Genomic DNA, 12,761 nt, shown 5'->3' on the forward strand with positions numbered 1-12,761 from the left:
AACAAAGTTTCCTCACTTACAGTATGCAAAGTAAAAAACTTAAGAACCTCACACTTTTCTTCTCATTCATGAAAAAAGCCAAAGCCAAGGCACGCTTGACTTTGACTTTTTGTCATCTTACTTATTTATATTACTTATCTTCTTTTACTTCTTCAAACTCAGCGTCTACTACATTGTCTTTCTTCGCGCCAGCATCTTGTGCTCCTTGTGCACCTTCTGCTTGCCCTGCAGCTGCTTGAGCTTGCTCGTATAATTTAACACTTAATTGTTGTACGATTTCTTGTAAAGCGTCTTTTTTCGCACGGATGTCCTCAAGCTCGTTCTTCTCGATCGCAGCTTGTAGTGCTTCTTTCGCTTCTGTTGCTTTTGCAACTTCAGCTGCATCCACTTTACCTTCTAAATCTTTTACAACTTTATCCGTTTGGAATACAAGTTGGTCAGCTTCGTTACGAAGTTCAACTTCTTCCTTACGTTTTTGGTCAGCGTCAGCATTTGCTTCTGCTTCTTGTACCATACGATCTACTTCTTCATCAGAAAGACCTGAAGAAGATTGGATTGTAATAGCTTGCTCTTTGCTTGTTCCTAAGTCTTTTGCACGTACGTTAACAATACCGTTCGCATCAATATCGAATGTTACTTCGATTTGTGGAATACCACGTGGTGCTGGCGGAAGGTCTGTTAATTGGAAACGACCTAATGTTTTGTTGTCAGCTGACATTGGACGCTCACCTTGTAACACGTGAATGTCTACTGCCGGTTGGTTATCAGCAGCTGTTGAGAATACTTGTGACTTACTTGTTGGAATTGTAGTGTTACGCTCGATTAATTTCGTGAACACGCCACCCATAGTTTCAATACCTAAAGAAAGTGGAGTTACGTCTAATAATAGTACGCCTTCTACATCACCAGTAAGTACGCCACCTTGAACTGCAGCACCTAATGCTACAACTTCATCAGGATTTACACCTTTATATGGTTCTTTACCAGTTTCACGTTTAATAGCTTCTTGTACAGCTGGGATACGAGTAGATCCACCAACAAGGATAACTTTATCTAATTCGCTTGGAGCAAAACCAGCGTCTTTTAATGCACGACGAGTTGGCTCTAACGTTCTTTCAACAAGACCTGCTGAAAGCTCTTCGAATTTCGCTCTTGTTAATGTTAATTCTAAGTGTAATGGACCAGCAGCTCCAGCACTAATGAATGGTAATGAAATTTGTGTTTGTGTTACGCCAGAAAGATCTTTTTTCGCTTTTTCTGCTGCATCTTTCAAACGTTGAAGTGCCATTTTATCTTGGCTTAAATCAATGTTATTTTCTTTTTTGAACTCAGCTACTAAGTGGTCAATAACAACTTGGTCAAAGTCATCTCCACCAAGACGGTTGTCACCAGCAGTTGAAATAACTTCGAATGTTCCGTCTGCTAACTCAAGGATAGATACGTCAAATGTACCGCCACCTAAGTCATATACTAAGATTTTTTGCTCTTCATCTTGTTTTTCTAAACCGTAAGCAAGCGCTGCTGCTGTTGGTTCGTTAATGATACGCTCAACTTCTAAACCAGCGATACGACCAGCATCTTTTGTTGCTTGACGTTCTGCATCGTTGAAGTATGCAGGTACTGTAATAACAGCTTTCGTAACTGTTTCACCTAAGTATGCTTCAGCAGAAGCTTTTAGGTTTTGTAAAATGATTGCAGAAATTTCTTGAGGTGTATAATCTTTACCTTCAACTTCTACTTTGTAGTCTGTACCCATATGACGTTTAACAGACATGATTGTATTTGGGTTTGTAATTGCTTGACGCTTTGCAACTTCCCCAACTTGACGCTCTTCATTTTTGAAAGCTACAACAGATGGTGTTGTACGGTTTCCTTCTGGATTTGGGATAACCTTTGGTTCTCCACCTTCCATAACAGCTACACAAGAGTTTGTTGTACCTAAGTCAATACCGATAATTTTACTCATGGCGAATCCTCCTACTTTTATGTAAATTTATTGATTTACTTTTACCATTGATGGGCGAATCACACGGTCTTTTAGTTTATAACCTTTTTGGAATTCTTCAACTACCGCGTTTGATTCAAATTCACTATCTTCTACTTGCATAATAGCTTGGTGTTCATTAGGATCAAACTGTTTACCAACAGATCCAATCACTTCAACACCTTCTTTAGTCAACGCTTCTAACAATTGACGATGCACCATTTCCATACCTTGTAACAAGGATTTCGTTTGCTCATCAGTTGCTTCCACTTGCATCGCTCTTTCAAAATTATCAAGAGCTGGCAAAATATCTGAAACTAGACTTTGTGCTCTATATTTTTCAGCAGCCTGTTTATCCATTTGGACACGACGCTTATAATTTTCAAAATCTGCTTGTAGACGTAATGTGCGACCTTCCGTTTCCGTTAGTTTCGCTTGTAACTCATCTACTTTTTCTTGTAAAAGAGCAGCCTCACTTTTTTCTTCTACAGTTTCTTCACTGTTTTCTGTCGTGACAGCTTCTTTTACTTCTTCTACCACTTGTTCGTTACGCTCTTCCACAATATTCACCTCCTTAAAAGGTATTAGGTATTATGCTGAGCACAATTACCTAAGCATTATATATTACACACAGCAATGAAAATTCCATTACTTGAGCGAATGTATTACTCTCATTTACTTTTTAAGTCCATCAGTAAATTGTCTCGTAAATAACTGTAACAAACTAATTACCCGAGAGTATTGCATTCTTGTTGGACCTAAAATAGCAATTGTTCCAAGTTGCTCTTCTCCAATCGAATATGTTGCAGAAATTAAACTACAATCTTCCATGGCCGTCGCAGAGTTTTCCCTACCTATTTTCACTTGAATACCTACTTGTTTATGACGCAAAATGTCATAAAACTCAGCTTCATTATCAATCATCGTCAGTAAGGATCTTACTTTGTGAATGTCATGGAACTCTGGTTGCGAAAGCATATTTGCTTTTCCTCCAAAGTATATCTTTTCCGATAAAGGAACTTGAAATGTACCATCTAACATTTTTATTGCACTATCGTAATTATGAACATACCCACGTAAAACTGTAACAATCTCTTTCAAGATTTTGTTATGCAGTTCTGCCATTGGTACGCCTGACAGCTTTTCATTTAAAATATTCACCATTTTTTCTAAATCTGATAAATCAACAGATTCCGGAACGGTAATCGTTTTGCTTTGTACATGCCCTGTATCCGTTACAATAATAGCGACTGCAGTTTGACGATCAAGCGGTACAATTTGTACGTTTTTAAGTTTATTTGTGCTTAACTTCGGTCCAAGAACAATGGCCGTATAATTCGTAAGCTCTGATAAAATTTGAGCCGATTGCTGTGCAATCTTTTCCGCTTCAAAAATTCTTTCAGCAAATAAATCTTTAATTTGTACAATTTCATCGGTCGGTAAGTTTTGCGGCGCTAAAAGATGATCTACATAAAAACGATATCCTTTTTCAGAAGGAACACGTCCTGAAGAACTATGCGTTTTTTCAATAAATCCCAGTTCCTCTAAATCAGCCATTTCATTTCGAATAGTAGCTGAACTAAACGTAATTTCATCTTTCTTAGCCAACGTCCTCGATCCAACAGGTTGCGCTGATCCAATAAAGTCATCAATAATTGTTTGTAAAATTAAGAGCTGACGTTCCGTAAGCATCTCATCATCACCTCTGTTAGCACTCTTTGTCTTCGAGTGCTAAATCTATTAATAACTTACCAAAATTGACATTCAATTGTCAACGGAAACGTCACGAAATAATGAAACTTTTTCACGTTAATGGAACATTTAATTAGTCAATCAAAAATGATTGGAATACTTCATTCCCCAATAATTTTCCTTTTCGCGTTAAACGAACATATCCATCGATCTCTTCAAGTAACCCTTGTTCTTGGTTGCTTTGTAACTGCTTCGCGAAAACTTGATCCATTTCCATATTAAATTTCTTTTGAAATCCTATTTTAGATACACCTTTTGTTTTTCGAAGTCCTAAGAACAACTCTTCTTCCATTCTTTCTTTCTCCGTCACCGCGTGAACATCTAAATACGGAAATCCAGTTTCGTCGATTTTGTTGAAGTATTGCTTGAGCGGTCCTACATTTTGGATACGTTCTCCATTTACATAACTATGTGCCCCAGCTCCAAATCCATAATACTCTTCATTATTCCAGTATGTGAGATTATGTCTACTTTCATTATCACCTTTTGAGAAATTGCTAATTTCATACTGGATATAGCCGTGTTTCTCCATTTCATCCATTACCATTTCGTACATTTTTGCTTCATGGTCTTCACCTGGAAGTCTTAATTTCCCTTTATTCATTAAGTTATAAAACACAGTTTTCGGTTCCACAATTAATGAATAGGCCGAGAAATGTTGTACACCGAGCGTAAAAGCAATATCTAACGTTTCTTTCACATCTTCTATCGTCTGCCCTGGCAGAGCATAAATAATATCTACATTTATATTTTTGAAGCCCACTTCCTGCGCTTCTCTAATTGCTACAAATGCATCTTCCCTCGTATGCTTACGCCCAATTTTCTCAAGCAACTCATCCCGAAATGTTTGCACACCAAAACTAATTCGGTTCACTCCACCTTCTAGCAATACATGTAACTTCTCTTTCGGTAAATCACCTGGATTCGCTTCAAATGTTAATTCACAATTCGGAGCAAACGGACGTAAGCGACGGTTTATAATATCGAGTAACTTTTTTGTCTGCTCCATATTTAACGCTGTCGGGGTTCCTCCACCAACAAAAATCGTTTTCATACTATCAAACGGTACCTTTTGGACTGTATTTATTATTTCCTTCTCTAAATACTCTAAATATTGATCAACCGGTTGGCGTTCAATAAATACTTTATTAAAATCACAATAGTGACAAATATGCTGACAAAACGGAATATGAATATATGCAGCTTGCACCAAATATAACTCCTACCTTTCTAAAAAGAAAACCTCCGCGCTCGGGAGGCTTCTTTACTTCTCTAACGTATTACGAATTTGCTCCATTCGCATTTTTCCCCAATCATACATCATTTCAACGATTGGTAAAAGCGACATGCCTAATTCCGTCATATAATACTCCACTCGCGGAGGAATTTCTGGGTATACTGTTCTATCAACAATCCCATCTTCCATTAACTCTTTTAATTGATTCGACAAAACTTTATGAGAAATGCTTGGGAATAATCGTTGCAATTCACTAAAACGATGAGGCCCTTCCACACCAAGATGCCACAGTATCACAACTTTCCACTTCCCACTAATAATAGAAAGCGTCAATTCCTTTTCACAATTAAAATTGCCATTTTGTATTTTCTCGTGAATATCTTTTCGAATATTTTCGGACATTAACAAACTCCTAACTCTATATGAACTAAAAAGCTCTCTCACCATTGTAAATGAGAGAAGCTACGTTGTCTAAAAAGTAATGATATAAAAAAAGAAGCCGTATAGACGACTTCTTTTTTATATCAATTCGCATGAAATAACAATCAATTATTAGTTGTCATCCATTTTCAGTACAGCCATGAATGCTTCTTGCGGTACTTCTACAGAACCAACAGACTTCATACGTTTTTTACCTTCTTTTTGCTTATCAAGAAGTTTACGCTTACGAGAAATGTCACCGCCGTAACATTTTGCAAGTACGTTTTTACGCATCGCCTTAATTGTAGAACGTGCTACAACTTTGTTTCCGATAGTCGCCTGAATTGGCACTTCGAACTGTTGTCTTGGAATTAATTCTTTTAATTTCTCTACGATTACTTTACCACGGTCATACGCTGAATCACGGTGTACGATAAATGATAAAGCATCCACTTGTTCATTATTTAAAAGAATATCCATTTTCACAAGTTTAGATGGTTTATAACCAATTAACTCGTAATCAAATGATGCATACCCTTTTGTATTTGATTTCAATTGATCGAAGAAATCATATACGATTTCTGATAATGGGATTTCATATGTTAATGTAACACGTGTTTCATCTAAATATTGCATATCAATAAACGTTCCACGTTTACCTTGGCAAATTTCCATTACAGCTCCAACATAGTCATTCGGAACCATAATTGAAGCCTTCACAAACGGCTCTTCTACGCGATCGATAGACTGTGGATCTGGCATATTAGATGGGTTATCAACAATTACATCTTCACCGTTTGTTAAATACACTTTATAAATAACGCTTGGCGCTGTTGTAATTAAGTCAATTTTAAATTCACGTTCAATACGTTCTTGAATGATTTCCATGTGAAGAAGTCCTAAGAATCCACAACGGAAACCAAATCCTAGTGCTTGAGATGTTTCTGGTTCAAACTCAAGTGCAGAATCGTTTAACTCTAATTTTTCTAACGCATCACGTAAGTCGTTGTAACGTGCAGAATCAATTGGATATAAACCACAGAATACCATTGGGTTTAATTTACGATAACCTGCTAACGGCTCTGCAGCTTGACGCTTAGCATGTGTAATCGTATCACCAACACGTGTGTCACCAACATTTTTAATCGATGCTGCTAAGAAACCTACATCACCTACAGTTAACTCATCACGTTGCGTAGTCTTCGGTGTAAATACACCTACTTCTGTTACTTCAAATTCTTTACCAGTTGCCATCATACGTACTTTGTCGCCAACTTTTACCGTTCCATTTACAACACGGATATAAGCGATTACACCGCGGTACGGATCATATAAAGAGTCAAAGATCATACATTGTAACGGCTCTTCTGAATCACCTGTTGGTGCTGGTACTTTTTCAACGATTTGTTCTAAAATATCTTCAATACCAATACCAGCTTTTGCAGAAGCAAGTACAGCTTCTGATGCATCTAAACCGATTACATCTTCTACCTCTTGACGTACACGTTCTGGGTCTGCACTTGGTAAGTCGATTTTATTAATAACCGGTAAAATTTCTAAATTGTTATCAAGCGCTAAGTATACGTTCGCTAACGTTTGCGCCTCAATACCTTGCGCTGCATCCACTACAAGAATTGCACCTTCACAAGCCGCTAAACTACGAGATACTTCGTACGTAAAGTCGACGTGCCCTGGTGTATCAATTAAGTGAAGAATATATTCTTCACCGTCTTTTGCTTTATACGTTAACTGTACTGCGTTTAATTTAATTGTAATACCACGCTCACGCTCTAAATCCATAGAGTCAAGCAATTGAGCTTTCATTTCACGTTGTGTTAACGCGTTTGTTTTCTCTAAAATACGGTCTGCTAACGTTGATTTTCCGTGGTCAATATGAGCAATGATAGAGAAATTACGAATTTTGGACTGTCTTTTTGCTCTTTCTTCTTTGTTCATCTATGTTCTCAACTCCTAATAGTCTCGCCAATATACACTAGCACTGATTATATCAATAGAGCAGCAAAGATTCAATGAAAACTCGTGCTGCTTACAATACAAATCATTCTATCTATATCTTATGCGAACAAACCATAAGAGACAAACCTTTTTCAAATTAAAAAACGGCTGCCGTACAAAATGGTAAGACAACCGTTCTTCTTGCTACACTTAACTAAAAATCTCTTTCACTTTCCCAATAACTATATCCGTTCCAAACTTTGTTACTTCATAAGTAGCACTTGCTATTGCCATACCAATTCCTTCTACAACATTAAAACTCTTTAAGCTTTCTAATTGTTTTTGTTTTTCAGTAACGGAAAATGAACTTCCCAAAATTTCTGATGCTGCACCCGCACCCTCTGTTCCTGTCATATGGGCGATTTGTTCATACGACATTTGCTGATAACCTTTCATACTTTTCAAACCATGATTAGCAAGTGCCACCCCTGCTATTATCATGAGTAAACATATGGCCGCACTACATATACATAAAAGCGAAAAGCGGCTTACATGATTATCGTCTCTTCCCATCAATGTGTATATGCTCCTGTATTATCTTGGTCAATTTGATGATGCAAGGCTGCATTTAAACCACTCGCTATTACATTTGCCATATCCTCTATGAAAGCATCCACTTCTTTCGGAGTCACCATTAAATTATGTCCAAGAGGAGATAACACTTCATAAATTAATTTTCTCTTCTCTTCATCTTCCAGTGTACCTACAGCACCTAAAAACATATTCCGACTCTTTTCATCCGGCATATCTTCTTCTGTTAACTTTTTCTTTTCTCCAAATGTAAAGCCAGCTGGTAACAAAGATCGGGAAGGTTTGTTTCCTTCCTTCATCTCCCGTCCAAAATGTTTCAAAATAAAATCAATTGTATCGCTTGTAATCGAAACGGCATCTACCACGGTCGGGACACCAATCGCAATAACAGGAATACCCAATGTTTCTTTACTAAGTTCCTTACGCTTATTCCCAACACCCGATCCAGGATGAATTCCCGTATCAGAAATTTGTATCGTGCTATTTACTCGTTCAATAGAACGGGCAGCTAATGCATCAATTGCAATGACAAAGTCTGGCTTTGTCTTCTCAATGATTCCATAAATAACATCGCTCGTTTCAATCCCTGTAATTCCCATTACCCCCGGCCGAATTGCACTAACAGGTCTAAACCCTTCTTCTACACTTTCAGGCTGCAATTGAAACAAGTGTCTCGTTACCAATACATTTTCTACAACTATCGGTCCAAGCGCATCTGGCGTTACATTCCAATTCCCCAGACCCACAATTAAACAACTCGCTTCTTTCGTAACACCAACATCTTCTAAGAAATAAGAAAATTCTTTTGCAAAAATGCGCTCTACTTTTTGTTGCAGCTCTGTATCTTGTTGACGTATACCTTGTACTTCAAGTGTTAAATAATTACCAGGTTTTTTACCCATTGATTCAGAGGCAACTTCATCAATCGTTACTTTCGTAATGGTAATACCTTCTTCTTCCCTCTCTTTCACAATAACTCCTTGTATCCCATTTTGCTCTTCTTGGCGCTCTTGCAGCATTTGATGTGCCTCTACAGCAAGGTCAGTTCTAACGCTATATTTACTTAAATCTAATGGTTCTTTCATCGTATCTCCTCCGTAATTCATAGTAAATATCGTTAGATTTCCCAAAGTTATATAAGGTCATTCTTTCCTTTACGTGAAATTTCATTGATATGCTATTGCAATTCTCTTCACCGTTTGATAGAATATCACTTGTTCTATGTTAAGAATCGAGTCATTCGATTGCACCAGGGAGGTGAAAAGTATGGCAAACATCAAATCTGCTATCAAACGCGCTAAACTTAGCGAAGAGCGTCGTTCACATAACGCTTCTATCAAGTCTGACATGCGTTCTGCTGTTAAAACTGTAGAAGCTTTAGTTACTAATAACGATCTTGAAAATGCTAAAGAAGCTTTCAAAACTGCTTCTAAAAAACTTGACAAAGCAGCTCGTAAAGGTCTTATCCACCAAAACGCTGCAGCTCGTCAAAAATCTCGCTTAGCGAAACAAGTAAACGCGTAAGGCGTTTAAAAAACGATCCATTTGGATCGTTTTTTTATATACAAAAAAAGTTCACGCGCTAAGCACGTGAACTTTTTTGTATCATCACATATGATTTAACCGCATTAAGAAAAACTCAAGCACAAGTTTCTTATCCATTTTTCCAGTTTTCATACTATAATCAGCTTCCGCTAATTCTATAATCACCTTTTTTAATTCTTCAAAAGAGAAAAACTTCGTTTGATTCATCGCCAACTTTACACGATATGGATGCACACCAATATGAGACGCAATTTGATTTTGCCCATAACCACGCTGCTGTAACTCTTTCACTTGATGCAGTAAGCGGAATTGACTTACTAATAATGCAAGCAGTTTAATAGGTTCCTCTTGCTGCGTAAATAATCCATCCAAAATTTGCATCGCACCCGCGATATCTTTTTTTACCACTTTTTCTGTCAAAGCAAACACATTTTGTTCAACCGATTTTGGCACAAGCTCTGCAACAAGTCTCGGGCTAATCTCTCCACCCATGCCGACGTATAACGTTAACTTGTCCATTTCCTTCGCCAACATCGTTACATTACTTCCCACGAGCTCTAACAACAAACTAACAGCTGCATTATCAATATGCACATGCACTTCATCTGCACGCGCCACAATCCATTTCTGAACATCCTGCACTTGCATCGCATTCGCTTCTACTACGTCCGCTGTTTTCTTTAATAGTTTTGTAATTTTTTTTCGTTCATCAAGTTTTTCGTAAGGCGCAACAAAAACAAGAATAGAAAATGGAGAAGGCTCCCCAATATATTCCTCTAAAATTTTTATATTTTGCTCTAACTTTTCTTTTTGTGAAGTTAAAAATAGTGGTGATTTTATTAATAGCACTTTACGTTCTCCGAAAAAAGGAAGTGTACGTGCATCCTCAACCACATCTTCTAAATACGCTTCTTCTAAATCATATGTCACAACATTAAACTCGCGATCTTCCTCTTCAAGCGCTTCTGTTGTAATAAGCTTTATCGTTTCATTTATAAAAAACGCTTCCGTTCCATACACTAAATACAACGGAGCAAACTGCTTCTTTTTAATCTTTTTATGTATATCACTCATACTTTTCCCTACTCCCTAACTTGGCAATATATATTTATACTAATGCCCTAGCTTTCGTTTTACAAGTACAAAGGAACAGGCTGTATAACCCGTCCCTTTATTTATATTAAACGCCACGCAATAAGTCCCGGGTTTCTTATTGGTGTGCGGTAATCACCTTCCCTTTATTATTCACAATAAAAATTCGAGTATAAGTGCCAACTGTTAACATGCTTGGAAACAAAAAACTCACGCTCCTTCATGATCTAAAAGTAGTAGGAACGCTCGATTTCTCTTCATACTGGAAATTGTAGATTTTTTTCTGACAATATTTTATACTAAAGTGGAATGTTGGGGAGGGATTCTAAATGAATGATTTTGAACAAAATGTTCAAAGTAAACGCAATGACGCTATTGATTCAGGGGTAGGATTTATCGTCTCATTTGGTTTTTTCGCAACACTTTTCATCATTGCAACTGTTATTAAATTTATCGGTTCTTAAAGACTGCTGCTTACTGGCAGTCTTCTTTTTATCTATTATGTGTTTCATCATATGTGATTTTGCTACGAAAGGTTCCCTGTTCTGCTTTAAAAACATAGGAAATAGCGCCTTGCTTATCCGTACGCCATATTTCAATTTCCATCTTCTCAAAACGCTCTATAACTTCCTTATGAGGATGCCCATACCTATTACGCTCACCGGCAGAAACAATCGCTACATCAGGCTGTATAGCGTTCAAAAAAGACGCTATAGATGACGTATTACTCCCATGATGAGCCACCTTTAAAACATCCGCCCGTAAATCTGGATACGTAGCTATCAAAAACTTCTCTCCTTCTTCTTCTAAATCACCTGTAAACAGCCACGTTAACCCTCCTAATTTTGCCCATATTACAATGGAAGCGTTATTTTCACTTCTTGCTTTCCCTGTTGGAGCTAACACAAAAAATTCCGCATCATTTACATTCCAACTCTCTCCTTCCCCCACTTCGCTTATTTTCACTCCCTTTTCTAACGCCTGTTTCTTTAACACTTTTTCTAATACCGCATCTTGTTCCTTTCGGCCAAATACAACTTCTTTTATATTTATATTTGATAATAACTCTTGCGCAGCACCTATATGATCTGCATCTCCATGCGTTACGATTAATTTATCGATTGTTTTAATGCCTTCCTTTTGTAAATAAGGGATTAAAATATCATTTCCAACAGAAAATTCATGCTTTTTCCGTTGCCATTCTTCCTTATTTACACGAATTGTTCCACCGGTATCAATGAGGTAAATCTCTTTATCGTACGGAAGGCGAATTAATATTGCATCCCCCTGTCCAACATCAAGAAATGTAACACTCCCACTTTCTCGAAAATACGGATATACATAATGACATGTACAAACAAAAATCAATATACCCGAAGCCATAAACATAATTCCCTTCGACATTCGCCTTTCCCAAACCATCAATATACTAACAATACTCGCGCAATATAGAGCTACAAGAAATATAGACGTTTGTCCGAAAACAAGGCGGATAAATGGTAAACTTTCACAATAAATTAGAAAATCATTAGAAAGATTCAAACCTATTGATAGTACATTCGCAAGTCCTTTTGCAAGAAATGGGACGATCGGTATACATACCAAAATAATAATACTACACGGCAATACAACGAGAGATAAAAACGGAACGTATAGGATATTAAGAAAAATACTATATGGAGAAAAATAACCGAAGTGATATAACAAAATCGGAGTACTAACGAGCTGTGAGATAAGAGAAATATAAATAGAATTTCGGATTACTCCATTACTACTCTCTAGTAAAATCGGAGCCGACAAAAGTAAAGCAAAACTACCAACGAAAGAAAACTGAAAGCCAATATTAAACACAAGATACGGATCAAATATAAGCATACATATAGCTGTTATGCTTAAAGCATCTAAGCTAGATAAACGAATAGAACATATGAAAGCAATCAACATCAAAACTCCCGTTATAGAAGCTCTTATAACAGACGGTGATGCTCCTGCTAATATCATATATAGAGGAATACAAAAGATAAGACATACTGTCGCTACCTCCCTCGTCACACCACTTCTTAGAAAAATAAAATACACGATCGCCATTAACAATACGATATGCGACCCTGAAATCGCCAACAAATGTACAAGACCAAAGTGTTGATATTGCTCTTCAACTTCAAATGTCATTTGTTGTCTATC

12 protein-coding genes are annotated in these 12,761 nt (G+C 37.2%); 2 read left to right on the top strand and 10 right to left on the bottom strand.

Going from position 1 to position 12,761, the window contains the following annotated elements:
- Positions 1-130: 130 nt before the first annotated feature.
- The 8 genes from dnaK to gpr all read right to left on the bottom strand — a co-directional run bounded on the left by dnaK (position 131) and on the right by gpr (position 9,025).
- A complete protein-coding gene (gene dnaK, locus MR113_RS17745; RefSeq protein WP_063260788.1) occupies positions 131-1,966 on the bottom strand; it encodes a chaperone protein DnaK in 1,836 nt (611 codons plus the stop codon).
- 27 nt (positions 1,967-1,993) lie between these two features.
- On the bottom strand, positions 1,994-2,545 hold the full coding sequence (grpE, locus tag MR113_RS17750) for a nucleotide exchange factor GrpE (RefSeq protein WP_097819251.1): 552 nt from the start codon (positions 2,543-2,545) through the stop codon (positions 1,994-1,996).
- A 114-nt stretch (positions 2,546-2,659) separates the two neighbouring features.
- Positions 2,660-3,676 carry a heat-inducible transcriptional repressor HrcA gene (gene hrcA / locus MR113_RS17755; protein ID WP_097819250.1) on the bottom strand — a complete coding sequence of 339 codons (1,017 nt, stop codon included), beginning with the start codon at positions 3,674-3,676 and terminating at the stop codon, positions 2,660-2,662.
- Between the two features lie 133 nt (positions 3,677-3,809).
- A complete protein-coding gene (gene hemW, locus MR113_RS17760; RefSeq protein WP_098597103.1) occupies positions 3,810-4,949 on the bottom strand; it encodes a radical SAM family heme chaperone HemW in 1,140 nt (379 codons plus the stop codon).
- Positions 4,950-5,000: 51 nt separating this feature from the next.
- Positions 5,001-5,375 (bottom strand): winged helix-turn-helix transcriptional regulator, encoded by a 375-nt coding sequence (locus MR113_RS17765; protein ID WP_001293536.1) that lies wholly within the window; start codon positions 5,373-5,375, stop codon positions 5,001-5,003.
- 150 nt (positions 5,376-5,525) lie between these two features.
- Positions 5,526-7,349 (bottom strand): elongation factor 4, encoded by a 1,824-nt coding sequence (gene lepA / locus MR113_RS17770; protein WP_001030962.1) that lies wholly within the window; start codon positions 7,347-7,349, stop codon positions 5,526-5,528.
- Positions 7,350-7,559: 210 nt separating this feature from the next.
- The gene (locus tag MR113_RS17775) at positions 7,560-7,922 is read right to left on the bottom strand and encodes a YqxA family protein (protein WP_242255874.1); all 363 of its coding nucleotides are present in this window, start codon (positions 7,920-7,922) and stop codon (positions 7,560-7,562) included.
- Entirely contained in the window at positions 7,922-9,025 is a 1,104-nt protein-coding gene (gpr, locus tag MR113_RS17780; protein WP_061677289.1) for a GPR endopeptidase, read from the bottom strand. The genes MR113_RS17775 and gpr overlap by 1 nt, the downstream gene beginning before the upstream one ends.
- 181 nt (positions 9,026-9,206) lie before the next feature.
- Here gpr and rpsT point away from each other — a divergent pair, with 181 nt between their 5' ends.
- The gene (gene rpsT, locus MR113_RS17785) at positions 9,207-9,464 is read left to right on the top strand and encodes a 30S ribosomal protein S20 (RefSeq protein WP_001274014.1); all 258 of its coding nucleotides are present in this window, start codon (positions 9,207-9,209) and stop codon (positions 9,462-9,464) included.
- Positions 9,465-9,548: 84 nt separating this feature from the next.
- On the opposite strand, the gene holA is transcribed toward rpsT, so the two are convergent.
- Positions 9,549-10,559: a DNA polymerase III subunit delta gene (gene holA / locus MR113_RS17790; protein ID WP_242255868.1), complete on the bottom strand. Its 1,011-nt coding sequence runs from the start codon at positions 10,557-10,559 to the stop codon at positions 9,549-9,551.
- 347 nt (positions 10,560-10,906) lie between these two features.
- On the opposite strand from holA, the gene MR113_RS17795 reads away from it, so the two are divergent.
- On the top strand, positions 10,907-11,041 hold the full coding sequence (locus MR113_RS17795) for a YqzM family protein (protein WP_000997609.1): 135 nt from the start codon (positions 10,907-10,909) through the stop codon (positions 11,039-11,041).
- Between the two features lie 28 nt (positions 11,042-11,069).
- Here the strand turns inward: MR113_RS17795 and MR113_RS17800 are convergent.
- A partial coding sequence (locus MR113_RS17800; protein ID WP_242255871.1) for a DNA internalization-related competence protein ComEC/Rec2 occupies positions 11,070-12,761 on the bottom strand: 1,692 nt, incomplete at its 5' end.

The organism is Bacillus cereus group sp. BfR-BA-01379, assembly GCF_022663605.1.
Lineage (GTDB): Bacteria > Bacillota > Bacilli > Bacillales > Bacillaceae_G > Bacillus_A > Bacillus_A mobilis.

Coding starts and splice junctions, on each gene's coding strand:
- holA (WP_242255868.1), bottom strand. CDS start 10,559: ATGAGTGATATACATAAAAAGATTAAAAAGAAGCAGTTTGCTCCGTTG.
- MR113_RS17775 (WP_242255874.1), bottom strand. CDS start 7,922: ATGGGAAGAGACGATAATCATGTAAGCCGCTTTTCGCTTTTATGTATA.
- MR113_RS17765 (WP_001293536.1), bottom strand. CDS start 5,375: ATGTCCGAAAATATTCGAAAAGATATTCACGAGAAAATACAAAATGGC.
- hrcA (WP_097819250.1), bottom strand. CDS start 3,676: ATGCTTACGGAACGTCAGCTCTTAATTTTACAAACAATTATTGATGAC.
- lepA (WP_001030962.1), bottom strand. CDS start 7,349: ATGAACAAAGAAGAAAGAGCAAAAAGACAGTCCAAAATTCGTAATTTC.
- gpr (WP_061677289.1), bottom strand. CDS start 9,025: ATGAAAGAACCATTAGATTTAAGTAAATATAGCGTTAGAACTGACCTT.
- dnaK (WP_063260788.1), bottom strand. CDS start 1,966: ATGAGTAAAATTATCGGTATTGACTTAGGTACAACAAACTCTTGTGTA.
- MR113_RS17795 (WP_000997609.1), top strand. CDS start 10,907: ATGAATGATTTTGAACAAAATGTTCAAAGTAAACGCAATGACGCTATT.
- rpsT (WP_001274014.1), top strand. CDS start 9,207: ATGGCAAACATCAAATCTGCTATCAAACGCGCTAAACTTAGCGAAGAG.